Genomic DNA, 24,329 nt, shown 5'->3' on the forward strand with positions numbered 1-24,329 from the left:
TGATCGCCGGGACCATCGGACACTCGGTCGAGTTCTTCGATTTCCTCGCATACTCGTACCTCGCGGTCTACTTCGCATCGTCCTTCTTCCCCACTTCCGAATCCTCGGGACTGGTACCGCTCTTGAGCGCATTCGGCGTTTTTGCCGTCGGATTCCTCGCACGTCCGCTGGCAGGCCTTTTCATCGGACTCTTTGCAGATCGTTACGGCCGCCGGCGCGCCTTGAGTCTCACCATCAGTCTCATGGCCGGCGGCAGCCTGCTTGTCGCCATCTGCCCCACGTACAGCCAGATCGGTGTCGCCGCGCCCGTGATTCTCACTGTTGCCCGCATCCTGCAGGGATTGTCCGCCGGAGGCGAATACACGACTGCAGGCGCCTTCATCGTCGAATCCGCGCCCGCCGGCCGACGTGGTTTCTACTCGAGCTTCATGTTCGTCGCCTCGGGCATAGGGAAGTTGACATGTCTCGCCTTCATCACCGTGTTCGTCGCACTCATCGGCGAAGATGCGATGCGGGACTACGGTTGGCGAATCCCCTTCGCTGTCGGCGCCCTGGCTGCGATCGTGGCCTGGTACATTCGCCGCGGGACGCAAGAAACGCTCGAGACCACCGTCTCCGACGAGGGCGCGGCACCGGTTAGTCGCAACCCGCTCAATGCTCTGCAGCGTTACCCCAGACAGTCCCTGATCGTGTTTGCAATCGCAACCGGAATGGGTGTTGGACAATACTTTTGGGCGACCTATCTGACTACGTACTTCCAGATCCAGAACGGCGCCTCTGCCACCACCGCAATGACGGTCGGCATCATCACGCTGATCCTCTACACACTCGCACAGCCGGTGGCCGGGCTGATCTCCGACAGATATGGACGTAAACCGTGCATGTACGCATTCGGCGTCGGCACCGTCATCGTAACGCCTTTCCTGCTCTCGATCACAAGTTCGAACTTTTTAGTCCTGATATGCATTCAGCTCATCGGGCTACTGTTGTTGAGCCTCTGCACATCGATCACGTCAGCTGTGATGGTCGAAAACTTCCCACCGCACGTACGAGTGAGCGGCCTGGGCTTTCCCTACTCGCTCTCGGTGGCAATCTTCGGTGGAACGGTCCCGCTTGTAGCCACTAGCCTGGCCAATGCCGGTTACTCCCAGTATTTTCCGTGGTACATCGTGGCCACCGCGATTATTACGCTCATGGGGGCCATAGCGGTGCCGGAAACGTTCCGCAGCGATATTTCGGGCGAAGAATCCTGACCGGCATTTCTCCCCTGTTCGCGGGATTCGCTCCTTCTCGGGCCGCCCCTGGCGGCCCGAGAAGGACCCGTCAACTTCTGCCTATGGTGTTTCGGTAGGTGAAGTGCTCGGGTAAGTAAAAACTGATCGCCAGCTCAACTGCCCGACTATCCGAATCGAGATACACGCGATCGGCGCGCAACAGTGGATGTCCGGCGGGACAGTCGAGGTGATCGGCGGTCTCCTCGGACGCCGGCGCCACGGTGATCGACTGCACGAGTTCGACAACGGGAGTCGACAGGTGGGGTTCCAGGAGACCGATGATCGTGTGCGCTCCGATCGCGCCCGGCTCCGTCCCCGCGCCGCCACATAGGTGCTGCGCATGAGGATCCGGCAGATGGACGGTCGTCATCGCGAACACGATCCCCGCGTAGCGGCGTACATACGCGATCGTGGAGACGAAGTCATCGTCGAGGCGTAAACGGCTTGCGGCTTCGATATCGGCCCTCCGTCGCAGAGGCGCGACAATTTCCGTGGTGGTGCCAGCGGGGAGATTGGTCAGTTCTTCAATCGCTCCGAGCCGCCGAAGACGCCTACTCCCCAGTTCGGAGACGAACGTGCCCCTCCCCGGAACGCGATACACCAGGCCATCCGCCACCAGATCGTAGAATGCTCGCCGCACCGTCTGCCGACTCACTACATACGTCTCGGCAAGTTCGAGTTCGGTGGGAAGCTGGCGGCCACCGTCGAAGTGGCCCGCGGCGATTTGCTCGCGCAGCGCGTGGGACAACCGCCGATGTGCCGGCGCTCGTTCGTTGTCACGGCCACCCATGAGCCCACACCGCTCCGTTCCTGTCGCCCTTCGGCATCATTCATTGCCGCGACGCGCTGTCTTCACATGCCGATCCATCGGGATCGTCCGCGAATCATAGTAGGTCGAATTAGCACGATATGCCAGATATCGGCACACCACCGGAGTCGCGGGGCACCCACCGAACCTGCTCCCACCCGGTATCCCGTCCAACAACAGGGAACGCACACCCCGTTCCGACCTCGACGCGTATACAGCCCGTACCAGCACTGACGAAGCTCCCGCCGTCCACTCGCCGGAGGGAGGGTTGACCAATACGGCTTCCGTACGGCATCCTGATCGATATCGGAACACTGTGCCGCATAGAGGCACGGATGAAGGGTTGAAGCCTCATGACTGCTGTAGTTGACGACGTCGGGTCGTCAGGAGCCGGATATCTCACCGACGAGCGCCTCGCGATCCAGGCGATGGCGCGGGAGTTCGCCGCCAAGGAAGTGCTGCCCGTGGCGAACGAACTCGATCCGGTCAAGGGCGAAATTCCGATGGAACTGCGCCAGAAGATGGCCGACCTAGGCTTCTTCGGTGTTCTGATTCCCGAGGAATACGGCGGGCTGGGCCTCGGGGTCTTCGAGTACGCCCTGATCGTCGAGGAACTTTCCCGCGCGTGGATGAGCGTGTCGAGCCTGATCGCTCGCGGACAACAATTCACCGCGGGATTCACCGAGGAACAGCGCAGCAAGTACCTGCCACGGATGGCTACGGGCGACTTCCTCAGCGCCTTTGCCTTGTCCGAGCCCGATGCGGGATCCGATGTGGCAGCGCTGTCGACTCGGGCCCGCAGGGAAGCCGACGGGTGGCGGATCAGCGGCCAGAAGATGTGGTGCACGTTCGCCGACGGAGCCGACTACCTTCAGGTATTCGCCCGTACGTCACCCATTGACCGCGACCACCGATCGCGCGGTATCAGCTGTTTCATCATGCCGAAGCCTCGCGGTGAGCTGCCCCCGGGAGTGACGGGCACACCGGTACGCAAGATCGGATATCACGGATGGAAGACCTGGGAGTTGTCCTTCGACAACGCCTACGCCGCTGGTGACTCCATGGTCGGCCCCGAAGGCGAGGGCTTCAAGGTCGCCATGGGCGATCTCGAGACCGCCCGGATTCATACCGCCGCCCGCGCCATCGGCGTGGCACGCGGAGCGCTCGAGGACTCCGTTGCCTATGCGCGGCAACGCGTCCAGTTCGGCCGTCCGATCGGCGAGAACCAGGCGATTCGGTTCAAGATCGCGCACATGGCCACCGAGGTGGAGGCGGCCCGATCGCTGATGTACCGGGTGTGCACCGAGGTCGACGCCGGCCGGCGCAACACCGTGGAGGCGTCGATGGTCAAGTACCTCGCCACCGAGATGGCCGAACGAGTAACCAGTGAGGCCCTGCAGATTCACGGCGGTGCCGGATACACCACCGATTTCGCCGTCGAACGGTACTGGCGGGATGCCAAGCTCACCAAAATCTTCGAGGGCACGTCGGAAATCCAGCTGAAGATCATTTCGGATTCGATCCTCGGAAGGCAGACACGATGAGATCGCCGGCCGCCGGGCCACTGAACGATGTCGTGGTGATCGACCTGACGACCATGCTCGCGGGTCCCTTCGCCACCATGGTCCTCGGAGATCTGGGCGCCGACGTGATCAAGGTCGAACCCCCGCATGGTGACTTCATCCGAGAGCAGGGACCGTTCGCACCGGATGACGAACTACGCGCATTCGGTGGGTATTTCCAGAGCGTCAATCGCAACAAGCGCAGTGTCGTTCTCGACCTCACCAGCGAGGAGGGGCGCGCCTCGCTGCTCGAACTGGTCGCGCACGCCGATGTCGTCGTGGAGAACTTCCGCCACGGGGTCATGGACCGGCTGGGGCTGTCCTACGAGCGACTCCAGGAGAAGAATCCCCACCTGGTATATGCGGCGATCCGCGGATTCGGTGACGAACGCACCGGCAGCAGCCCGATGCGGGACTGGCCGGCGTACGACATCACCGTCCAGGCCGTCAGCGGCTTGATGGAGATCACCGGCGAGCCCGACCGCCCCCCGATCAAGACCGGTCCCGGTCTCGGTGACACCGTGCCTGCGCTCTTCGCGGTGATCGGCCTGCTGTCGGCCGTGCACCGTGCTCGTCGCGACGGAGTCGGCGGCTTCGTCGACGTGTCGATGTACGACGCCATGCTGGCCATGTGCGAACGCGCCGTCTACCAGCACTCCTACAACGGCGACGTACCGACCCGGCAGGGAAACAGCCATCCCCTGCTCTGTCCCTTCGATGTCGTGCCCGCGGCAGACGGGTGGGTCAGTATCGCCGCGCCGGGCAACAAACATTGGCAGCAACTCTGCGCGGTAATCGGGCGCCCCGAGTTGGCGACGGACGAACGCACAAGGGACAACGTCAGCCGACTGGCCAATCGTGACTTCACCATGTCTGCGGTGACCGCGTGGACAACCACCCGGACCAAGGACCAGATCGTGGAAACACTCGGCGGCAAGGTCCCGGTGGCACCGGTCAATACCGTCGAGGACATCTATGCGGATCCCCACGTGCGTGCCCGCAACATGCTGGTCGAGGTCGATCATCCCGGTGTGTCCCACCCGCTGACGATCGCCAACACCCCGATCAAGTTCGCGGATGCGCCCCCGACCCACCTCCGGCGAGCACCGCTACTCGGCGAACATACCGACGAAGTGCTGGCCCAGTTCGACAACACCACAGCTGCCTTCCAGCTCGAAGAAACAAGATAGGGAGATCATGTCCAGAACACAACGACCGCGGCGTTCCTGCCTCGCGGTTCCCGGTTCGAACCCGAAGATGATCGAGAAGGCGAAGGGTCTCGATTCCGACCAGGTCTTCCTGGACCTCGAGGACGCGTGTGCTCCACTCGCGAAACCTGGTGCGCGCAAGACCATCGTCGCGGCACTCAACGAAGGCGGGTGGGGATCGAAGATTCGCGTGGTGCGGGTCAACGATCTCACCACCCACTGGACCTATCGTGACGTGGTCGAGGTCGTCGAAGGTGCCGGTCAGAATCTCGACTGCATCATGCTTCCGAAGGTGCAGTCGGCTGCCCAGATCGCCTGGCTCGACTTCACCCTGACCCAGATCGAGAAGACCATGGGTTTCGAGGTAGGCCGGATCGGAATCGAGGCGCAGATCGAGGACGCCGCCGGATTGATCAACGTCGACGAGATCGCAGCCGCGTCGCCGCGTACCGAAACGATCATCTTCGGCCCCGGCGACTTCATGGCGAGTATCAACATGAAGTCGCTCGTGATCGGTGAGCAGCCGCCGGGCTACGGTGTCGGCGACGCATTCCACTACCCGCTGATGCGGATCCTGATGGCCGCCCGAGCGAACGGGCTGCAGGCAATCGACGGACCGTATGTGCAGGTCCGCAACGTCGAGGGCTTCCGCCGGGTTGCCGGACAAGCCGCCGCGCTCGGCTACGACGGGAAATGGGTGCTGCATCCGGCCCAGATCGACGCCGCCAACGACACCTTCAGTCCAGCCCAAGCCGACTACGACCACGCCGAGAACATCCTCGCCGCGTACGAGTGGTTCACCTCCGACCAGGGCGGCCGCAAGGGCGCCGTGATGCTCGGCGACGAAATGATCGACGAGGCGTCCCGCAAGATGGCGTTGGTCATCGCCGGCCAGGGGCGCGCGGCCGGCATGGAACGACTCGATGTGTGGAAGCCGGAGATCGAGACCGTAGAGAGCGGTGTGTGAACAGTGACGACCACGGAGAAAGAGCAGAACATGCAGTTCGGTCGGTACTTCGAGGATTTCGAAGTCGGAGCAATCTACAGGCATTGGCCAGGCAAGACCGTCACCGAATACGACGATCACCTGTTCTGCCTGCTGACGATGAACCACCACCCACTGCACATCAACTCCCACTTCGCGGAGGCGACAACAGAATTCGGCCGCAACGTGGTCGTGGGCAACTACGTCTACTCGCTTCTGCTCGGAATGTCCGTACAGGATGTGTCCGGCAAAGCGATCGCCAACCTCGAAATCGAATCGTTGCGGCACGTCAAGCCGACGTTCCACGGTGACACGATCTATGGCGAAACCGAGGTCCTGGAAGTCACGCCCTCGAAGTCCAAGGACGACCGAGGCGTCGTGTACGTCGAAACCCGCGGCTACAAGCAGGACGGGCAGATCGTCTGCATCTTCCGACGCAAAGTTCTCGTACCCAAGCGAAGCTACGGCGACGCGCGCGGCGGCGAACAACCCGCCCGACCGCTGCCACACGCGTAGTCGCCTCCGGTTGGGGAGCGTTCCCGTCTGCAACACCCACAGCCGTTCTCACCGAAGCCGGATGGGATCTGCGGGTCGGCTGCGCGATCCGCGGATCGAGGATTTCGTCCCTCCGATCTTGGATCCGGGCCGGGTGTTCCCCCGATGGTGGGAGGACACCCGGCCCTTGACAGAGATCGCGGGAACGAACCAAGCTGTCAACAGAAACACTGTGCCATATATCGGCACAAACCCGGTGCGGCCGGTCACCCGGGTGCACCACTCGGAATAGGAAGCACAATGCGAGAGCGTTACGAAACGTTCGTCGGCGGACATGACGAGCCCAGTAAGAGTGGGCAGTACTTTTCCACTCGTGATCCCGCCACAGGCGACGTCATCGCCGAAGTCGCGCTCGGCGGAGCGGAGGATATCGAGGCAGCAGTTGCCGTAGCGCAGAGCGCCTTCCGCTCGTGGCGTGACACCCCGGCCGCCACTCGCGGTCGCATTCTCCTCGAGGTCGCCCGCACACTGCGTGAACATTCAGACGAACTGGCCCGAATCGAAACACTCGACACCGGTCAGACGTTGTCGCAGTCGAACGTGGACATCGAGACTGCCGCACGATACTTCGAGTACTACGGCGGGGCGGCAGACAAGGTACACGGCGAGACGATTCCGCTGGGACCCGACTACCTCTCGTACACCCGCAACGAACCGTTCGGCGTGATCGGTGTCGTCACACCCTGGAATGCGCCGATCAACCAGGCCGCGCGGGCCATCGCGCCCGCATTGGCGATGGGCAACGTGGTGGTCCTCAAACCCGCCGAGGACACGCCACTGTCGGCACTGGAGATGAGCCGTCTCGCCGTCGAAGCGGGACTGCCCGCGGGGATTCTCAACGTCGTCCCCGGATTCGGTGCCGATGCGGGAGCTGCGCTGACCGGCCACGACAAGGTCCGCAAGATCGTCTTCACCGGCTCGGTGGAGACCGGCCGGGCGATCATGCGGGCGGCCGCCCAACGGCTGATTCCGCTGACTCTAGAGTTGGGCGGCAAGTCCCCCAACATCGTCTTCGACGACGCCGATCTCGACGCCGCCGCGGCAGGCGCCTGGACCGCGTTTACCACCAAGGCGGGGCAGGTATGTTCTGCCGGCAGCCGGTTGCTGGTGCATTCTTCGGTGCACGACGAGTTGGTCGATCGGCTCGTCCAGCACGCGAAGACCACGGTCATCGCGCCGGGCATCGAGGACCCGGACATCGGATCCCTGGCCACGCGAGGGCAGTTCGACAAGGTCCGCTCGTATCTCGACCTCGGCCCCAGCGAGGGTGCACGTGTCGCGACCGGTGGACACGTCGCCGACACCGGGCGGCTGGGCCGCGGGTTGTTCATCGAGCCGACCATTTTCGTCGACGTCGTCAACACGATGCGCGTGGCGCGCGAGGAGATCTTCGGCCCGGTGCTGACGGTGCTCCGATTCGATTCCGATCAGGAGGCGGTCGAGATCGCCAACGACAGCGACTACGGACTCGTCGCGGGGGTCTGGACCCGAGACCACGGCCGGGCTCATCGCGTGGCCGGCGCCATCGAGGCGGGGCAGGTCTTCATCAACCAGTATTTCGCCGGTGGTGTCGAAACACCGTTCGGTGGCTACAAGTTGAGCGGTTTCGGCCGGGAGAAGGGCTTCGAGGCGCTCAAGCACTACTGCCAGCTCAAGACGATTACCGCACGGTTATGAGGTCCGCGGATCACGTCTCTCCATGACTGAGTACGCCGACGAGACAATCAACGGGACAGATGGCAGCACCCCTGAGCGGTGCAGTAGCTGGGGCGTCGACGGGAGTGCGAAATGCACCAAACCCGAGGAGGCCCGAGTCGTCCACAATGCCGATCGGCATCGCTTCGAACTCCGGGTTCGAGGAGAGCCGGTCGGCATTCTGGGGTATTTCGATCTGCGACACCTCACTGAACCGCTCAGGATCCAAGGCAATATCGGGCCCAGCCCGAGGACGTCGTGATGTCCTACTCCCACACGAAGTCGTGGAAGAGGTCGAAAACCGTTCATTCGCTGCCCTATTCGTGCGACAGGCGCTCGACCTCGCCCGCGACTACCGATGAAAGGTGCGACCGGTCTGCCCGTATGTTCGAAGTTCCTTGACGATCGACCGGAATACGGCGATCTCATTGTTCGCCCGGACGCGTAGGCGGGCGCGTCACACCGCGACAACGCCCCGGTACAGCGCACAGCTCAACACGGGGCGTTCTCCATCGCTAAAGCATTGTGGAAGGCATTTCCCAAAAGTAGTAGCGATCCGCTGGCTCGTAGAAGCAACGGACCGCGACCCAGGAACCCGTAGCCCTGTCCATCCTCCCGATCACGACTGACGTACCTCGAAGCCCGGTGACTACGAACACGCTCGCAGTGAACACCGCCCGATCGTCGACCGGTGCGGTGCCACCTCCCTGCGGCAGTGCGACGAACCGGGAATTGACCAATGAGGACATTCTCACGAGGTCGAAACAGTGACCAACTGTCGTGGAGCCGGCTGTCAGCTCGGCGACTTGTCGGACAATTCGTTGAGTGGTTGTCGATCGTAAACCGGGTGACGCCGAAACGATCCCCGATCATGTCGACCGCATCACGAATCATGAAGAATCTCACCGCTGCAGCAAGTCGGTCGCCGGCTCGTCCGCGCTGTGCGCAATAGAAGCGCACTCGGGAACCTCGCCACGGCCGTCCCGTCCGGAATCGTGGGGCACACCCCGCGAGCCGACCGTGATTTCCGCAGGTATGGCGCGATCGGGTGTTGTCCTGGGTTGCCCACTCCGATCCACTCCGCATTGCCGCCCGCTTGTCGCCACCAAATCGAGCGGACGGATGCCGGCATCCTCCGAATGACGAACCTACCCGCAGGCGAACCACACTTCGCTCGGGTGTTGAAGGGTCGTGCCGAGACGGGCAGTCAGCGGTGTTGCCAGACAGGGGGACGTTTGGCGAGAAAGGCGGTAATCCCCTCTTGCGCATCGTAAGCGGTGGCATTTACTGCCATCGTCTCTTGCATCTGTCGGTACGCTTCGTCCTCGGACAATTCGATTTGTCGGTAGAAGGCTTCTTTCCCGGTAGCCAGGGTCAGTGCGCTCGCCCCCGCGACCGTTTCCGCCAACGATCGCGTTACCTCGGTCAGGGTTTGGGGTTCGGCGACAAGGTTGATCAGCCCCCAGGTCTCTGCCGTGACCGCATCGATCATCTCACCGGTAAGGAGCATCCGTAGGACCCGCTTTCTGCCAATCGCACGGGAAAGGGCGACCATCGGTGTCGAGCAGAACAAGCCGATCTTGACCCCCGGAGTGCCGAATCGAGCCGTCGAGGACGCCACCGCCAGGTCACAGGCAGCGACAAGTTGACAACCCGCGGCGAGTGCCACACCCTGCACCGAGGCGATGACCGGTTGAGGAACGCGATGTATCGCCTGCATCATCTCGATGCAAGCAGCGAAGACCGCGCGTCCGTCATCGAGAGAGCACCCAACGAGTTCATTGAGGTCGTGGCCGGCGGAAAATGCCGCCCCGTTCGCCTGGAGCACGATCACTCGGATCGAGTTATCGCCTCCCAACGCACCGAGAGCGTCCCGAATCCCTCGCATCATGTTCACCGACAGTGGATTACGTCGATCAGGATCCGTCAGAGTGATCCATCCAATGGGTCCGTCGGCGCTGATGCCGATTGACGCCGAGCCAATTCTCGAGTCGGTCATCGTCTCCCTTTCTGAACCAGCAGCAGGACGATGCAGCCGCTGGGCGCTGATGGCACTCGGCCTAGGGGTAGTTAGCTCTTGCGGATACGCTCGGCGGACGCGAGGGACTTGAGCCCGTACACGACAGCACCTCCGGCTCTGAGGCTGGCAGCGATATAGGTCGCCTCCGCCAACTCTTCATCGCTTGCACCGCAGGCGACGGCATCATTGGTGTGCACCTTGATGCATCCTTCGCACTGCGTGGTCAGTGCGACCGCCACGGCCATGAGTTCTCGATATTTGCGGGGGATCTCACCGGGTCCGGTGAAGACCGAGGCGTTGAAGGCGGCCAGCGCCTGACCCATCGAGCTGGCTCGGTCACCGAGGGGCGCCGTGCGATGGTTGTGCGTCATCACAGTCATCAAGTTTCCTTCAGATAATGGCTCGAATAGCGTTTCGAGACAACGGTCGCCAACTACACCTACGTGTCGATGGTCGGGTTCGCCTATTCCGCGTTCTGCGTCGATGTCTTCTCCCGCCGAATTCTAGGTTGGCGGGCGATGACTACGAGGCCACGCCGTTGCTCAGCGGCGTCCTCGAACAAGCGCTGTTCACGCGACGGAGGACTGATTTCCGTTTCACTTTAACAGGTTTGGTGCATCACGCGGACGCGGGCAGTCAGTACACGTCGCTCGCGTCGACCGAGGCGTTGGTCGAATCCGGGATCACGGGCTCGATCGGCAGCGTCGCCGACACCCTCGATAATGCCATGATGAAATCGGCCATAGGGGCTCTACAAGACCGAGCCCATCCGCCGGGAATGGGTATGGACCGGACGGGCCGAGGCGGAGCGGGAGACGGCCGAGTGAGTTCGCTGGTTCAATGCTCGGCATAGACCTGGGGCACCGTGGGAGCAGCAGCCAGATAGGTCAACCGTGGACAACATCAGATCGGCCATTATGGCCCGACCACCGACGCTATCTCTGACTTACTGAAAACGGGAATTGACAACGCAGACTCGGTGTTGGACTATCAACACGCGGCGTGCCGACCAGCGGAACGGCATGCCAACAAATTGAGCTGCGGCGCGGATCTCCTGCGCACACACCGACAAGAAGGCGGAACCATGGGCGTGGGACTTGACGATGACCTGCTACGTGACTTTTTCGGCAACGCCGAACAACGTGCGATCTTCGACGGACCGCAGCGACTGCAGGGGTGGCTGGATGTAGAGCGTGCTCTAGCACAAACTCAGGCTGAACTCGGAATCATCCCGGCCGAAGCTGCGCAGCGTATTTCAGCGCACTGCCAGAGCGATCTTTTCGATATCAATAAGCTGCGCCAACACGTCAGCGCAACACAGCATCCAATCGTTCCGATGGTTAATGCGCTGGAGAAGTTGGTTGGCACAGAGTTTGGACAGTTCGTGCACTATGGTGCAACTTCTCAAGACATCATGGATTCCGGTCAAGCCCTTCAACTGCGTCAATCACTGCAGGGTATTGAGCGCGATGTAGCTGCAGCCACGAAGGCGGCCGCGTCGCTCGCTCTGAAGCATCGCAACACTACTCAAGTTGGTCGAACGCATGGACAACACGCCGTTCCGATCTCATTCGGTCTGAAGGCCGCTACCTGGGTAGATGAGCTGCAGCGGTTGCAAACACGCATAGCAGAATCGCGTGATCGAATTCTCACAGTTCAGATCTTCGGTGCCGCCGGAAGCATGGCGGGGTACGGTGACCGTGCCTTCGAAGTAAAAGCGGGTGTGGCATCGCGGCTCGGCCTTACGGAACCGGTGGCACCCTGGCACGCGACTCGAGACCGCATAGCCGAACTAGGTTCCTTGATGGCCCTCCTCGCTGGTGTATCCGAGAGGATCGCGGCAGAGGTGATTCGCCTGCAATCCACAGAATTTGGGGAACTGGTCGAGCCTCTCCAGCCTGGTCACATCGGATCATCGACGATGCCGCAAAAGCGAAATCCGCACCTTTCCGAAGGCATCGTAGCCAAAGCGCGAATTGCGCAAAGCCTATCCGCTGGGCTACTCCGAAATGGCGCTCACCAGCACGAACGAGACATGGGGGCATGGGCTGTCGAGTGGCTGACTGTCCCTGAGTTGATGGTTGGATCTGGCGCGATGGCAGCGGATCTGAACCATCTGCTGGAAGGTTTGCAAGTAAATGTCGAGCGTATGCGAAGAAATGTCGGAATCACCGGGGGCCAGGTCAATGCCGAATCTCTGATGATGATTCTTGATTCATCCATTGGACGTGATCATGCCCATCACCTTCTTGTTGAGTTGACTCGATCCGCCGACCTTCGAAACCTGAACTTCTCCGAGGTTGCGACGGCGGATGAACGAGTAGCCTCCCACCTGTCGCAAGATCAGATAATGAAAGCTCTTGATCCAACCCAATACCTAGGTTTCGCGCCCGAGGTTGCAGACCGCATCAATCGCGCGCTCACCGCTGATGCGGAGGACCGACCCTCGATCAGCCCATAGCCCGGCATCTGATTCTTCGGCTCAGCTCTGCCGCCTGCGACAACATCAAGTTCTGGCGAAGCGTGCCCTGACTGGCAGCAGGTGGAGGGGACTTGTACGGCGTTCCAGAGAAGTTGATTTCGAGCGCACACTCGTGCCCTATTCGGTTCACGAGGGCACGAGCGCAGAAGGCCCACCGGCGGTCGTGACTACTTGTCGCGCACACCACACAAGATGCAGTCGAAACAAGGCCGAACGCAAGCGCTGGGCTGACGAATCGTAAGGAACAAGAATTGAAACTTGGACTTCGGATACCACAACGCGACAAGGTGAACCTTCGTCTAGACGTCACCGAGGTGGCTCAGACTGCGGAGAATAACGGATTTGACAGCCTCTGGGTCTATGAGCGAAGCCTCTATCCCCTAACGCCCGAGGAACCCTATCCATACTCGGATCCGCCCGGCGGCGATTGGCCATCCTATTATCGGCAAACCGCAGATCCACTCAGCGTACTTGCCGCTGCCGCGATGGTAACCAGTCACGTGCGTCTTGGGACGAGCGTGCTCATCGCCGCGCAACATATTCCTTTCCAACTGGCGAAAACAATAGCAACAATCGATCAGATCAGTGAAGGCCGATTCGTCGCGGGCTTCGGTGCCGGATGGTCGAAGGACGAAATGCGCGCCGCAGGAGCGGATCCCATTCTTCGAGGGCGCTACCTCGACGAGACGCTCGACGTCCTCGCGGCAGCATGGGGACCGGATCCAGTGAGCTACCAAGGACGACGCACGATCGTCAGCAACGCTATCGTCGGCCCGAAGCCGGCGTCACGAGTGCCTGTTCTCATCGGGGGCGGAGGTACCCCCCGGACCATCGAACGAATCGCTTCTCGAGCCGATGGATGGCTGTCCATTCCCTTCGGCTCAAAAGGATTCCAGGAGATCGAATCCACCTGGAACAAGATCCGCGAGCGAGCCGTCGAACTAGGTCGCTCCGCCGAACACCTCGAGCACATCGTCTGTGCAAATATAACTCTCACCTCCGAGCTCGCAGGGGCCGAACGCACACCTTTCGTCGGCACGATCGACCAAATTGTCGAGGACGTCGTCGCCGCGTCGGAAGTGGGTGTCGACGAGCTGATCATCGATCTGAACCTTCAAGATCCGTGGTTCACCGATAGCAGAAGGATGCTAGACACGGCACTCGACATCTTCCACCGTGTCAACAAAACGCTGAAACATACGGTAGCCGATAAGATATCGGGTACTTCGGAACCACGATAGGGAGATATCGGCGTACTTGATCTCGTCGACCGAAGTGGTCTTGTCGTACTCCGGCGTATCGAAGGGGAAGGTCTGCGCCTCACAGTGATTGAGCGCCTCGGTGGCCGCGATATCATGGAGCGCAACCGTGATGGTGGTTGCGCTGTTGGTCACCGTCGACGAGCACGTGACAGTGGCCGAACCGATTGCCGGGTTCGCGATCAGGGCGAGAGCGGAGAATCCGGCGATCACGCCGGCACAGACGACACGGCGCGTGATTGATGCAGCCACGTGACTGTACCTTTTCTAGTCACCGCGTCCCCGCGCACCGGTTGCCCAGGCGTCGCTTCCACCGATTGAGGTAACGACGCGGCTGTCCGATCCGGAAGACGTCCTGGGGACGACGAACCCCCGCTCCGATTTCACTACCGACCGGCTTCGACGGGAAGCTTTCGCGGCTGCCCCTTCGTGAGCCGGCGAACTCGGTCCTCCGTCGGGGCTGCGGGAAGAACACTGCGTGGCTCGACGTTGATCAGGCTCGATGTTCACGGGAGGCCAGCGGTGCACTGGCCGTCGGTGCGCACGATGTTGGCGAGCCGACAGTCGACCCAACAATCCGCGGCTGGCTCGATCGGCTACCAAGCATCAGTTGTCGTTGTGGTCGCCGTGCAGAGCCACAAACGCAAGCAAGGTGCGGAATCCGGTGACAAAGCGCTCGACGGATCAGAGCAGTGAACTCACGTTCGCTGCAGTGTCGGAGACCTGCTTTCCCCACCAGGGCACACGATGCTCGTCGAAACGGGTCTCCGGCATCGAGATCCCGATGCCACCTACCGGGCATCCCCCCTCCCCCAGCACAGCTGCCCCGACGGCACACACTCCCATCCGGTTCTGATTGACGTTCACCGCATACCCGACGCGGCGGATCTCCTCGATCTTCTTTCGGATCGATTCGGGATCGGTGTCGGTCTGCGGAGTGAGTTGCTGGATGGGGCTGGAGAGAATTCTGTCGACCTCGTCGTCCGGCAGGCGCGCCATGATCGCCATTCCCCCCGACGTGTGAGGTAGCTGCCATGTGCTGCCGACCTTGATGAAGGTGCGAACCGCCTGATGGGAATCCATGCGTTCGATCTGAACCACCCGTTCCGCACCGTCACGGACCTGGAGTGTGATGGTCTCGTTCGTCAGATCCCGCAGCTCACGCATCGGTTCGAGCGCGACCGTTCGCAAGTCTCCCTTGTCCCAGCCGCGCCGGCCCACGGCGAGTGCCCGTGAGGTGAGCTTCCATCGCGTGTACTCGCTCTCATCGCTGCGGATCCAGCCGGCGGATGCGAGTGCCTGAAGAGTCCGCTGCACGGTCGATTTCGGCAACTGAAGGGTGCGTGACAGTTCGCCTACTCCGACCGGCTGGCTCTCCGCAACAGCTTCGAGTACGCGCAAACCTCGTTCGATGCCCTGCACCTACTGTTCCTCTCCCTCGACCGCCGCTCCGCGCGGTGCAACATTTCGTACTGTGCCGATTATCGGCACAGTATGTCGAAATGTCCAGTCTTGATGTCCGCTACGGACTCACCGAAGGCGACTCTCTGCGGCCCCGCCGACGCCGACAGGCGTCGAACTGTCCGCGAGGATCTTGAAGACGCCCGTCGCTGTTGCCACCACCGAGTCGTTCACCCGCAGGTCGGAGTCCGCGAAGACGATCGATGCCGTGCGCCGCACGATACGGGGTGAGCTCGTCAAGAGGTCACCGACCCGGACGATACCGAGGAAACTGACATTCAGCTGCACGGTCGCCATATTCTGCGTGCCGGTTTCCGCGAGGGCGGTCGAACCGAGGGCTCGGTCGGCGAAGGCCATGATCAGGCCCCCTTGCACGACTCCTCGAAGGTTTCGATGTTTGGGTTCACACCGCAGTCCGTATTCCCGTGCACCGCCTTCGCCGCGACGCAGCAGCAGTGGACCGATCAGCCCGATGAACCCACCGTCGTGCACCTCGTCCCATTCGACTTCGCTCACGCCCACCTCAACTTCTACTTCCATCCCGGCTTCGATCTTTCATACCCATCGAGTCGGGTCGCGACCTGATGGGTGGCGCGGTGCCGCCGACGGCGAGGTTGGAGGAACTCGCTCGTCGGCGGCCCGCGAGGTTGCGCCGGCCCCGTGCCTCGTGACCACCACGAGCACTGCCGGCCGCGCAACCGGTCAGTGGGTTACTGGGTAGCCGAAAGCACCTTCGACGGCACGGCCGAGTCACGGATTTCCCACAGCACCGGCTTGATGCACCGGAAGAACTGGGCTGCGTCCTCGCTCATCGGGAAGTGTCCGAGTCCCGCCATCGGAACGACCTTCGCACCCTCGATCCGCGCGCCGAGTTCCTCGGCCTCCTCCGGTCCCGTCGCGAAGTCGTATTCGCCGTTGAGGATGTACACGGCGGTCTTCGACGTATCGATGTTCTGTGCCGTTTCCCGAAGATCGTGCTCGACGCTGTAGTAGTGGAGATCACCCTTGAAGACCGGCGGGGACCCCTGGCTGTAGACCCAGGTCGTTTCCCTGCGGCCGACCTCGGGCGCCGTCGGCGAGGTGAGCGCGTACATCGCCGCCGGCTTGGAGTCGTTGCTGATCTCGGGGTGGAACCAGTAGTCGAGGTAGAAGCCGGGCGAATGCAGCGCCGCCTCGAGCGCGATCACGGCACGGAACACGCCGGGGTAGTGCAGGGCCAGATCGGGGGCGAGGTTGCCGCCCATCGAACTACCCATGTACACCGCGTCCTCGCAGTCGAGGGCCTCGGCCAGGGCAACGACGAACTTCATGAAGAAGTCCTGGGTCAGGTTGTACTCCTGCTCCCACCATCGCACGGAGAGCGGCGGCAGCGACCGCCCGTGATACGGCAGATCCCACGTGATCACGCGGAAGTGCGACGTGATCTCCTCGTCCTCGAGCAGATGACGATACTGGCGGCCGTCACAGCCGGCGGTGTGCTGGAGAAGTAGCGGGATTCCGGACCCGCTCTCCTCGTAGTAGACCCGGTACTCGACGTCGTCGATCGTGAGATGGACGTACCGCCCGACCGCCTTGTCGAACTTCGTCGTGGTCATTTCGCCTCCTCGGCAACGTTGGTGTACGAACGCATGAAATCGAACAGTCGCCTGAGCGCGGCGTAGTAGGCGAAGAACATCTTCATGTCTCCCCCATAGCGGAAGTTGTGCCGGGTGACCGCCGAGAAGAGGTCCTGATAGAACGGGCGAGGCACCCGCTGGAAGAACTTGCTCCATTCTTCGATCGGCGCCGAGATCTCGATGTCGTAGTTCCGCGCAACCGTCATGAGGTTGTTGCCCTCGGGCGGTGCCATGGAGTCGAGTCGACCGTCACGGATCACCAGCACGTAGGTTTCATCGCCGATCTCCAACCGGACGATGGCGTTCCAGAAGCGCGCCGCAATCTTGAATTCGGGATCCAAGTTGAGCGCCTCCGTGAACCTGTCCGTGTCCACAAATGGCATGGCCTTTCCCTTTCCAGTAAGTCGCTATTCGACCTGCGATCACACGCGGGCGGCGTGGGGTTCGCGAGACATGGCGACCGCGGGCCGTCCCCAGCGGAACTGTGCCGTTCAGCGGTACGCCGTGTCAGTTTCGAGTATGTGGACTGGCTCACAATTTGTCAATACGCTGACGTGAACCTCCGATGCCCGAGCTCGACACGCCCCGCCCGGCGCGGAACTGTATCGCTCGGAGGCGCGCCTGCTCCATAGAGTTCGTCGGTTGAGGTGAATCTCACTATGTGGCACGGCTATTCCAGCATTTGGCTGAGCGCGATAGCTTCTGTGGACCGACGCCCCTTCAGCCCGCTGCACCCCTGCACTCGGCTGGGCGACTCGTCACGCGCGGAAACAGTCCCACGTTCACAGTTCGGAGATCTGATGAAAATTGCAGTCATTCCCGGGGACGGAATCGGCCCCGAAGTCATCGACCAGGCGGTCAGCACCTTGCACGAGGTTGCCCCCACCATCGACACCAGCTACTTCGACCTGGGCGCCCGAAACTTCCGGGCAACAGGTCGCCTGCTCGCCCCGGAAACACTCGACGAGATCCGGCATCACGATGCGATCCTGCTCGGCGCAATCGGCGACCCCACCGTCCCCGCCGGCACGCTGGAACGTGGCATCCTGCTCGAAATGCGCTTCGCGCTAGATCATCACATCAACCTACGTCCTACGAAGACGATGCCCGGCGCGCCTCGAGTGCTTGCCGGAGATGTGAATGTCGACCTGTTGGTAGTCCGGGAGGGAACCGAAGGCCCGTACACCGGCAACGGGGGCGCACTCCGCGTCGGAACGCCCCATGAAGTCGCTACGGAAGTCAGTGTCAACACACGCTTCGGCGTCGATCGACTTCTCCGGGAGGCGTTCGAGCGCGCCGCGGTCAGGCGGCAGAGGTTGACGATCGTGCACAAACCGAACGTTCTCGCCTTCGCAGGCTCCTTGTGGACCCGCGCTGCCAACGACCTGGCAGCGCTGTATCCGGACGTCGAGGTCGATCACATGCTCGTCGATGCGGCCATGCTGCATCTCGTCACAAACCCCGCCCGATTCGACGTCATCGCCACCGACAACCTCTTCGGCGACCTCATCACCGATCTCACGTCCGCCCTCGGCGGGGGTGTCGGACTGGCGGCAAGCGCGAACATCGACGGCTCACGGAGGAACCCCGGCATGTTCGAACCGGTACACGGGAGCGCCCCGGATATCGCAGGTCGAGGAGTCGCCGATCCCACAGCCGCAATCCTCTCGGTCGCGTTGATGTTGCATCACCTCGGACTGTCACGTGAAGCGAACGCCATCGACCAGGCAGTTCAGGACCACATCGCATCCCGCGGACAGGAATCCTGCTCCACCGAGGAAATCGGTGAGCAGATCAGGAGCCGAGTGCGCTCCGAATGACTCACACTGCTTCGCCATCGGCCGGCCGCCAGTCCACAATGAGTTCCACGAGGCCGGGAAAACGCTCATCGAGGTCTTCGATGCGGACTCGGCTGCGTCGCTCGAGCCCGTGCTGCCGCTGTCGGATGACACCCGCCTCCCTGAGCGCTTTGAAGTGATGGGTGAGGCTCGACTTCGGCCGGTCGAAGCCGAACCACCCGCAGGTGTGGTCGTATTCCTCAGAGCTGGTCAACAGCCGATTGACGATTGTGAGTCTCAGCGGGTCGGCGAGGACGCCCATGACCCGCTCCAGACGGATCTCCGATGCCGCCGGTTCGGGTAGCGGCGTCGGCAGGGAAGGCTCTTCGCTGTCGTTCATGCGATAGGTCGGCGCAAGGTCGGTCATAGATCCAGCATAGCGGCAGTACGAATTTTGTCGTACCATCTCTGTACGAATAATCTCGTACTAGTACGACCGGTATCGAACCGGGTGCGGAAGAGGAGACGGCGATGGCAAAGAGTTCGGCCGGTCCGAAGGAACTGAGGTGGTCCCTGGCCGCCGCAAGCACGGTGACAGCCGTCTTCGTGCTGTCCAACGCGCCCACCCCGCTGTACACGCGCTGGCAAGCGGAATGGGAATTCAGTTCCGGAATCTTGACGATCGTGTTCGGGGCCTACATGGTCGGGCTGATCGGGACCCTTCTCGTCGCAGGGAAACTCGCCGATCGATACGGGCGGAAGGTTGTGCTCGTCCCAGGCCTGATCGCCGCGGTCACCGCGGCGGGGCTCTTCCTGTCGGCCACGAACGTAGTGTGGTTGCTGGCGGCCAGGCTGCTGGCCGGCGCCGCGGTCGGGGCGGCCGTCACCGCGGGCATGTCGGCGACGATCGATCTCGCCCCCGACCACCGGCGCCGGACCGGATCCATGATCGCCTCCGCTGCAATGGTATTCGGTGCCGGACTCGGCCCCCTCCTGTCCGGGGCGCTCTCCCAGCTCATCGACACACCACAGTCCTGGATATTCGGGATCGTGCTCACGATAACGACACTGACGCTGGTCGTCGCGATACGGTTGCCACTCCACCGCGCATTCGCAGAGGACGGTCCGGTCGGACCTCTCTGGTCACGGCCTTCCGTTCCTCGCCTCAATCGCCGTGAACTCGTCTGGGGAGCAGCAGCATTCGCCCCGGGCATTACCTCGACCTCCTTCTTCCTCTCCCTCGGGCCCACAGTCCTCGCCACCGGCATCAACGCCCCCAGCCCGCTACTCGCGGGCGCAGCGGCATGCGGCATGTTTCTGGTAGCAACCGGAATCCAGTTCGCCCTGGCGCATCTACGAACCAGAACCCATCTCGCCCTGAGTTCCACTGCCGCGTTCGTCTCGATGGCGACGCTGACGGCGAGCGTCACCCTCTCCCCGACACCGGCGTTGTTCGTCCTCGCGGCACTTCTTGCCGGCGCCGCGCAGGGCCTCGGCCAACTTGCGGCACTGACACTGATCGGCACCCGGGTCCCGTCGAACCATCGCGCCGAAGCAAACGCGACATTGAACATTGCCGGCTACATTCCTGCGGCTCTGCTCCCCGTGGGAACGGGCTACCTGATCCAATTCCTCCCCTTCGGCGCGGCCATCGTCACGTTCGCGGCAGCCGTCATGGCATTCTCCCTCACCGCGCTGATCACCGTACGAATCAGCACAGCCCGACACCTGCGTCCAGGTACCGCGGAAGAGCAAGTCATCCGAGGCGAGACGGACGCCGCCACCGAGGAAGCACTGTGGGAAAAAGCGCAGACATGACCTACGGACAGTCGTGTCGCCGGGCACCATTTGTCTCCACGTCGATGGGTTGGACCCCGTCAGCCCTTGTCAGGAGCTCCGCCGAGGGGCTTCACTGAAACCTGGTTCTCGATCGCTCAGGACGACAGACAGGGAGAATACAGATGCCCACCCATCAGGCAGTTCACGTCCAGGCCCCCGGCGAACCGCTGACACTCGTCGACGTCGAAACCGCATCGCCCCCTCGCGACCACGTACGCATAGCGGTATCCGCGTGCGGGGTATGCGGCACCGACCACGCGTTCATCAACGGCCAATTCCCGGAGATGTCCTGGCCACTGACACCTGGACACGAGATCGCCGGAACCGTCGCCGAACTCGGCGCCGGCGTCGACAACTACACCGTCGGCGACCGCGTCGCCGTGGGTTGGTTCGGTGGGCACTGCAACCAGTGCATCCCCTGCCGCAAGGGCTACTTCATTCATTGCGAGAAGTTGCAGGTGCCGAGCTGGCAGTACCCCGGCGGGTACGCCGAGTCCGTGACCGTTCCAGCCAACGCACTCGCCCGGATTCCGAGCGAGCTGTCCTTCGCCGAAGCCGCGCCGATGAGCTGCGCCGGCGTCACCACGTACGACGCGCTGCGGAAGACCAGCGCCGTCCCAGGCGACCGCGTCGCCATCCTGGGCATCGGCGGACTCGGCCACCTCGGTGTGCAGTTCGCCCGGGCGATGGGCTTCGAGACGATTGCTATCGCTCGCGGCGCCGACAAAGGCGACGACGCTCGTCAGCTCGGCGCCCACCACTACATCGATTCCACCGCCGGCGACGTCAGCGAAGCGTTGCGGGCACTGGGCGGCGTGGCGGTGGTCCTGGGGACCGCGGCGAACTCGAAAGCGATGGGCGACACGGTCGGTGGGCTGCTTCCGCACGGAGAACTCACCGTCGTCGGCGTCACGCCCGAGCCACTGCCGATCAGCCCTCTGCAGTTGATCACTCCCGGCCTCAACGTGACCGGCCACCCCTCCGGCACCGCCCGCGACGTCGAAGAGACGATGCAGTTCGCGGTCCTGTCGGGGGTGCGCGCCCGAATCGAGGAACGGCCTCTGACTCGAGCGGCGGAGGCCTATGCAGCGATGGAGGAAGGTCGGGCACGCTATCGCATGGTCCTCGCCATGTGACCATTCTCGGCATCGGTTGATCGACTGTCTTCAGCGGAGTTCGTTGTCACTCCGCCGTTCGATGCCCCAGGTGCCGGAAGGTCCGTGGAGCTTCTCGTACGCGGCCTTTTCGGCGTCGTGACGGGACGCCTTCCTCGGGTTCTCCAAGTCGGGCGGTAGTCCGTGCCTCTCGAGGCGTCGAGATCGGTTCTGCGCCATGTACGACACCGCGTAGAACACGGCGAGTAGCACTCCGAGCAGGACCATGGAGGCGCGCAGTCCGAGCGGTCCCGGGAACAGGAAGAACGCGGCGAAGACCGGAACGAACGGGACCATGCTGCGAATGAGGTGCCGGGGAACCGCCCAGTCACCGACCAGGTCGTTGCGGACCCAGTCCTGCATGGAGTCGGGAAGTTTGCGGCCTACCGCGTAGCCCAGCCACTGTATGGGTCCAGGCCGGCTTCGTTGCGTGTTACGCACCATGACAACTACCTGTTCACGTTGCGCTGGAGTCGAATTCGACATGATTGTCCTCATTGATCGAGCGCGCCCGCTCTGAGCGCAGCCTGATTGACGCGGGTGAGAACGTCGTGGAGTTCTTCGAGTTCGGCCAGGCTGACACCCAGCTTCTCGATCACGGCGGGCGGAATCTTCTCGGCTTCCGCACGAAGCGCAGCACCGGCTTCCGTCAGCTCCACATCCAATTGCCTCTCGTCGGCCCGACTGCGGGTGCGCGTGATCAGTCCGGACGCCTCGAGGCGCTTGAGGAGCGGCGAGAGGGTGGGTGAATCGAGTTGCAGCGCGGTCCCGATCTCCTTGACCGCCATCGGGGCCTTTCCCCAGAGAGCGAGCATGACCAGATACTGCGGATGCGTCAGCCCCATCGGTTCGAGCAGGGGGCGGTAGACGGCGAGCACCGCCCGGTTCGCGATCGCGAGCGCGAAACACACCTGCCGGTCGAGAGCGAGTAGATCGTCGCCGGCCTTCCCCTGCTGGATGTCTGCGGTCATGCCACCAGGCTACCAGAATGATTCGTGCAATAACTAATATTGCACGAATCATTCCGGAGGTTGCCGGCGATCCTCAAGGCAGACGCGCAACGAGGGCATCGAGTCCGGTTCGCGGGCCGGAGAAGAACGGCGTCTCCAGCCGAACGTGCCGGCGCGCGTCGGTCGCACGAAGGTCTCGCATCATGTCGACGATCCGGCTCGGGTCCGGAGCCTCGAAGGCGAGGATCCACTCGTAGTCGCTCAACCCGAAGGAACTCACCGTGTTGGCCCGCACGTCCGGGTAGGCGCGAGCCGCTCGGCCGTGTTCGGCGAGCTGCCGTCGCCGTTCGGCGTCCGGCAGCAGATACCACTCGAGCGATCGGTTGAACGGGTACACGCACACGAACTGCCCCGGCTCCTCATCGGCCACGTATGCCGCGATGTGACTGCGGTTGAATTCGGCCGGCCGGTGGAGCGCGACCGCACTCCACACCGTCGTACACGCCCGCCCGAGTCGGCAGCGACGAAAACCGGAGTAGGCGGCCTGCAATCCCTCGACGGTGTCGGCGTGCGTCCAGATCATGAAGTCGGCGTCTCCGCGTAGTCCTGCGACGTCGTAGATTCCGCGGATCGCGACACCGGACTCGGCAACTCGCTCGAGGTAGGTGTGCGCGTCCTCCACGACCTCGTCGCGCACGTCCGGAAGTGCGCCGGGGACCACCTGGAACACGGTGAACATCATGAACCGCACGCGTTGATTGAGTTCGGTGAAGCGAGAGCTGGTCAAGGCGCGCGCTACCTCTCGACCGGAACGCCGACCAACGAGCCGTACTCCACCCAGGAGCCGTCGTAGTTCCGGACCTCGGGGTAGCCGAGCAGTTCGTGAAGAACGAACCAACTGTGCGCCGACCTTTCGCCGATCCGGCAATAGACGATGATGTCCTTCGTGTCGTCGAGGCCGGCGCCGCCGTACAGGTCGCGGAGTTCGTCCTCGCCGAGGAAGGTGCCGTCGTCAGCGGCAGCCCTGGACCACGGCACGTTGACCGCAGTCGGGACGTGCCCCGGGACCTGGGGTTGCTCCTGCGGGAACTGCGCGGGAGCGAGGATCTTCCCGGAGAATTCGTCGGGAGACCGGACGTCGACGATGTTCTTGTTCCCGATCTGCTCGATCACCTCGTCGCGGTGCGCGCGGATTCCCGACACGGGCTCGGACGCCACGTAGTCAGTGGCCGGTCGGGTGACCTTCTCGCTCGACAAGGGCCGGCCGTCGAGCTCCCACTTCTTGCGTCCGCCGTCGAGCAGCCGGACGTCGCGGTGGCCGTAGAGCTTGAAGTACCAGTACGCGTAGGCCGCGAACCAGTTGTTGTTCCCGCCGTACAGGATCACCTTGTCGCCGTTGGCGATTCCCCTCTCGGACAGGAGTTTCTCGAACGATCGCCGGTCGATGACGTCGCGGCGTACCGGATCTTGAAGATCGCGCTTCCAGTCGATGCGGACGGCACCGTCGATGTGGTTCGTCTCGTACTGCGTGGTGTCCTCGTCCACCTCGACGAGGACGACGTCGGGGTCGTGTGCGTGTTCGACGACCCATTCCGCGTCGACCAGAAAACTGCTTCTACTCATGGTTCATCCTTCACTTCGTCGGAAACGGGGCGTGCACATATAATTAATGCACGATCTATT

24 protein-coding genes and 1 pseudogene are annotated in these 24,329 nt (G+C 62.6%); 12 read left to right on the forward strand and 13 right to left on the reverse strand.

The window, feature by feature from the left end:
* The first annotated feature begins 2 nt into the window (after positions 1–2).
* Positions 3–1,253 carry an MFS transporter gene (locus tag AZG88_RS17220; protein ID WP_063886818.1) on the forward strand — a complete coding sequence of 417 codons (1,251 nt, stop codon included), beginning with the start codon at positions 3–5 and terminating at the stop codon, positions 1,251–1,253.
* Positions 1,254–1,323: 70 nt separating this feature from the next.
* Here the strand turns inward: AZG88_RS17220 and AZG88_RS17225 are convergent, their stop codons facing one another.
* On the reverse strand, positions 1,324–2,064 hold the full coding sequence (locus AZG88_RS17225) for a GntR family transcriptional regulator (RefSeq protein WP_005242092.1): 741 nt from the start codon (positions 2,062–2,064) through the stop codon (positions 1,324–1,326).
* 371 nt (positions 2,065–2,435) lie between these two features.
* Between AZG88_RS17225 and AZG88_RS17230 the strand changes: the two genes are divergently transcribed.
* From AZG88_RS17230 to AZG88_RS17255, 5 genes are all read left to right on the forward strand, one after another.
* Complete coding sequence (locus tag AZG88_RS17230; RefSeq protein WP_005242094.1) at positions 2,436–3,626, forward strand: acyl-CoA dehydrogenase family protein; 1,191 nt, start codon at positions 2,436–2,438, stop codon at positions 3,624–3,626.
* Positions 3,623–4,834, forward strand: a complete 1,212-nt coding sequence (locus tag AZG88_RS17235) for a CaiB/BaiF CoA transferase family protein (protein WP_025432662.1) — start codon at positions 3,623–3,625, stop codon at positions 4,832–4,834. The genes AZG88_RS17230 and AZG88_RS17235 overlap by 4 nt, the downstream gene beginning before the upstream one ends.
* Positions 4,835–4,841: 7 nt before the next feature.
* Positions 4,842–5,819, forward strand: a complete 978-nt coding sequence (locus AZG88_RS17240) for an HpcH/HpaI aldolase/citrate lyase family protein (RefSeq protein WP_005242097.1) — start codon at positions 4,842–4,844, stop codon at positions 5,817–5,819.
* 3 nt (positions 5,820–5,822) lie between these two features.
* Positions 5,823–6,353, forward strand: a complete 531-nt coding sequence (locus AZG88_RS17245) for a MaoC family dehydratase (protein WP_005242100.1) — start codon at positions 5,823–5,825, stop codon at positions 6,351–6,353.
* A gap of 279 nt (positions 6,354–6,632) precedes the next feature.
* Positions 6,633–8,069 carry an aldehyde dehydrogenase family protein gene (locus tag AZG88_RS17255; RefSeq protein ID WP_061698370.1) on the forward strand — a complete coding sequence of 479 codons (1,437 nt, stop codon included), beginning with the start codon at positions 6,633–6,635 and terminating at the stop codon, positions 8,067–8,069.
* A gap of 1,225 nt (positions 8,070–9,294) precedes the next feature.
* Here the strand turns inward: AZG88_RS17255 and AZG88_RS17265 are convergent.
* Positions 9,295–10,086: an enoyl-CoA hydratase gene (locus AZG88_RS17265; protein WP_061698372.1), complete on the reverse strand. Its 792-nt coding sequence runs from the start codon at positions 10,084–10,086 to the stop codon at positions 9,295–9,297.
* 71 nt (positions 10,087–10,157) lie between these two features.
* Positions 10,158–10,487, reverse strand: coding sequence for a carboxymuconolactone decarboxylase family protein (locus AZG88_RS17270; RefSeq protein WP_005242110.1), 330 nt, complete (start codon positions 10,485–10,487; stop codon positions 10,158–10,160).
* A gap of 45 nt (positions 10,488–10,532) precedes the next feature.
* Between AZG88_RS17270 and AZG88_RS49945 the strand changes: the two are divergent.
* From AZG88_RS49945 to AZG88_RS17275, 3 genes and pseudogenes are all read left to right on the forward strand, one after another.
* Positions 10,533–10,928 (forward strand): annotated as a pseudogene (locus AZG88_RS49945) (DDE-type integrase/transposase/recombinase); the annotation flags it as partial.
* Between the two features lie 263 nt (positions 10,929–11,191).
* The gene (locus AZG88_RS49950; protein ID WP_231914055.1) at positions 11,192–12,568 is read left to right on the forward strand and encodes a class-II fumarase/aspartase family protein; all 1,377 of its coding nucleotides are present in this window, start codon (positions 11,192–11,194) and stop codon (positions 12,566–12,568) included.
* 272 nt (positions 12,569–12,840) lie between these two features.
* Positions 12,841–13,830: an LLM class F420-dependent oxidoreductase gene (locus AZG88_RS17275; RefSeq protein WP_005242113.1), complete on the forward strand. Its 990-nt coding sequence runs from the start codon at positions 12,841–12,843 to the stop codon at positions 13,828–13,830.
* Here the strand turns inward: AZG88_RS17275 and AZG88_RS51735 are convergent.
* The 5 genes from AZG88_RS51735 to AZG88_RS17295 all read right to left on the reverse strand — a co-directional run bounded on the left by AZG88_RS51735 (position 13,738) and on the right by AZG88_RS17295 (position 17,308).
* Positions 13,738–14,100 carry a hypothetical protein gene (locus AZG88_RS51735; protein ID WP_156517517.1) on the reverse strand — a complete coding sequence of 121 codons (363 nt, stop codon included), beginning with the start codon at positions 14,098–14,100 and terminating at the stop codon, positions 13,738–13,740. The two genes, AZG88_RS17275 and AZG88_RS51735, sit on opposite strands and share 93 nt — an antisense overlap.
* A gap of 432 nt (positions 14,101–14,532) precedes the next feature.
* Positions 14,533–15,270 carry an IclR family transcriptional regulator gene (locus tag AZG88_RS17280; RefSeq protein WP_005242115.1) on the reverse strand — a complete coding sequence of 246 codons (738 nt, stop codon included), beginning with the start codon at positions 15,268–15,270 and terminating at the stop codon, positions 14,533–14,535.
* A 108-nt stretch (positions 15,271–15,378) separates the two neighbouring features.
* Positions 15,379–15,825, reverse strand: a complete 447-nt coding sequence (locus AZG88_RS17285; RefSeq protein WP_063886819.1) for a PaaI family thioesterase — start codon at positions 15,823–15,825, stop codon at positions 15,379–15,381.
* A 194-nt stretch (positions 15,826–16,019) separates the two neighbouring features.
* Positions 16,020–16,904 (reverse strand): alpha/beta fold hydrolase, encoded by an 885-nt coding sequence (locus tag AZG88_RS17290; RefSeq protein ID WP_061698374.1) that lies wholly within the window; start codon positions 16,902–16,904, stop codon positions 16,020–16,022.
* Positions 16,901–17,308, reverse strand: a complete 408-nt coding sequence (locus AZG88_RS17295; RefSeq protein WP_005242118.1) for a hypothetical protein — start codon at positions 17,306–17,308, stop codon at positions 16,901–16,903. The genes AZG88_RS17290 and AZG88_RS17295 overlap by 4 nt, the downstream gene beginning before the upstream one ends.
* A gap of 414 nt (positions 17,309–17,722) precedes the next feature.
* Here AZG88_RS17295 and AZG88_RS17300 point away from each other — a divergent pair, with 414 nt between their 5' ends.
* Positions 17,723–18,745, forward strand: a complete 1,023-nt coding sequence (locus tag AZG88_RS17300; protein WP_197487849.1) for a 3-isopropylmalate dehydrogenase — start codon at positions 17,723–17,725, stop codon at positions 18,743–18,745.
* Position 18,746: 1 nt separating this feature from the next.
* On the opposite strand, the gene AZG88_RS17305 is transcribed toward AZG88_RS17300, so the two are convergent.
* The gene (locus AZG88_RS17305; RefSeq protein ID WP_061698376.1) at positions 18,747–19,130 is read right to left on the reverse strand and encodes an ArsR/SmtB family transcription factor; all 384 of its coding nucleotides are present in this window, start codon (positions 19,128–19,130) and stop codon (positions 18,747–18,749) included.
* A 104-nt stretch (positions 19,131–19,234) separates the two neighbouring features.
* On the opposite strand from AZG88_RS17305, the gene AZG88_RS17310 reads away from it, so the two are divergent.
* Positions 19,235–20,521, forward strand: coding sequence for an MFS transporter (locus AZG88_RS17310; protein ID WP_061698377.1), 1,287 nt, complete (start codon positions 19,235–19,237; stop codon positions 20,519–20,521).
* 143 nt (positions 20,522–20,664) lie between these two features.
* Entirely contained in the window at positions 20,665–21,678 is a 1,014-nt protein-coding gene (locus tag AZG88_RS17315) for an alcohol dehydrogenase catalytic domain-containing protein (RefSeq protein ID WP_061042780.1), read from the forward strand.
* Positions 21,679–21,708: 30 nt separating this feature from the next.
* Here AZG88_RS17315 and AZG88_RS17320 read toward each other — a convergent pair whose 3' ends face one another.
* From AZG88_RS17320 to AZG88_RS17335, 4 genes are all read right to left on the reverse strand, one after another.
* On the reverse strand, positions 21,709–22,140 hold the full coding sequence (locus tag AZG88_RS17320; RefSeq protein WP_005242123.1) for a DUF5313 family protein: 432 nt from the start codon (positions 22,138–22,140) through the stop codon (positions 21,709–21,711).
* 50 nt (positions 22,141–22,190) lie between these two features.
* A complete protein-coding gene (locus tag AZG88_RS17325) occupies positions 22,191–22,667 on the reverse strand; it encodes a MarR family winged helix-turn-helix transcriptional regulator (protein ID WP_005242124.1) in 477 nt (158 codons plus the stop codon).
* A gap of 73 nt (positions 22,668–22,740) precedes the next feature.
* Positions 22,741–23,433 carry a hydrogen peroxide-dependent heme synthase gene (gene hemQ, locus AZG88_RS17330; protein WP_005242125.1) on the reverse strand — a complete coding sequence of 231 codons (693 nt, stop codon included), beginning with the start codon at positions 23,431–23,433 and terminating at the stop codon, positions 22,741–22,743.
* Positions 23,434–23,441: 8 nt separating this feature from the next.
* Positions 23,442–24,269 carry a sulfurtransferase gene (locus tag AZG88_RS17335; RefSeq protein ID WP_061698378.1) on the reverse strand — a complete coding sequence of 276 codons (828 nt, stop codon included), beginning with the start codon at positions 24,267–24,269 and terminating at the stop codon, positions 23,442–23,444.
* Positions 24,270–24,329: the final 60 nt, after the last annotated feature.

Source organism: Rhodococcus sp. LB1 (assembly GCF_001583455.1).
GTDB lineage: Bacteria > Actinomycetota > Actinomycetes > Mycobacteriales > Mycobacteriaceae > Rhodococcus_F > Rhodococcus_F opacus.

Coding starts and splice junctions, on each gene's coding strand:
- AZG88_RS17225 (WP_005242092.1), bottom strand. CDS start 2,064: ATGGGTGGCCGTGACAACGAACGAGCGCCGGCACATCGGCGGTTGTCC.
- AZG88_RS17230 (WP_005242094.1), top strand. CDS start 2,436: ATGACTGCTGTAGTTGACGACGTCGGGTCGTCAGGAGCCGGATATCTC.
- AZG88_RS17235 (WP_025432662.1), top strand. CDS start 3,623: ATGAGATCGCCGGCCGCCGGGCCACTGAACGATGTCGTGGTGATCGAC.
- AZG88_RS17240 (WP_005242097.1), top strand. CDS start 4,842: ATGTCCAGAACACAACGACCGCGGCGTTCCTGCCTCGCGGTTCCCGGT.
- AZG88_RS17255 (WP_061698370.1), top strand. CDS start 6,633: ATGCGAGAGCGTTACGAAACGTTCGTCGGCGGACATGACGAGCCCAGT.
- AZG88_RS17265 (WP_061698372.1), bottom strand. CDS start 10,086: ATGACCGACTCGAGAATTGGCTCGGCGTCAATCGGCATCAGCGCCGAC.
- AZG88_RS17270 (WP_005242110.1), bottom strand. CDS start 10,487: ATGACTGTGATGACGCACAACCATCGCACGGCGCCCCTCGGTGACCGA.
- AZG88_RS49950 (WP_231914055.1), top strand. CDS start 11,192: ATGGGCGTGGGACTTGACGATGACCTGCTACGTGACTTTTTCGGCAAC.
- AZG88_RS17290 (WP_061698374.1), bottom strand. CDS start 16,904: ATGACCACGACGAAGTTCGACAAGGCGGTCGGGCGGTACGTCCATCTC.
- AZG88_RS17295 (WP_005242118.1), bottom strand. CDS start 17,308: ATGCCATTTGTGGACACGGACAGGTTCACGGAGGCGCTCAACTTGGAT.
- AZG88_RS17305 (WP_061698376.1), bottom strand. CDS start 19,130: ATGACCGACCTTGCGCCGACCTATCGCATGAACGACAGCGAAGAGCCT.
- AZG88_RS17310 (WP_061698377.1), top strand. CDS start 19,235: ATGGCAAAGAGTTCGGCCGGTCCGAAGGAACTGAGGTGGTCCCTGGCC.
- AZG88_RS17315 (WP_061042780.1), top strand. CDS start 20,665: ATGCCCACCCATCAGGCAGTTCACGTCCAGGCCCCCGGCGAACCGCTG.
- AZG88_RS17320 (WP_005242123.1), bottom strand. CDS start 22,140: ATGGTGCGTAACACGCAACGAAGCCGGCCTGGACCCATACAGTGGCTG.
- AZG88_RS17325 (WP_005242124.1), bottom strand. CDS start 22,667: ATGACCGCAGACATCCAGCAGGGGAAGGCCGGCGACGATCTACTCGCT.
- AZG88_RS17335 (WP_061698378.1), bottom strand. CDS start 24,269: ATGAGTAGAAGCAGTTTTCTGGTCGACGCGGAATGGGTCGTCGAACAC.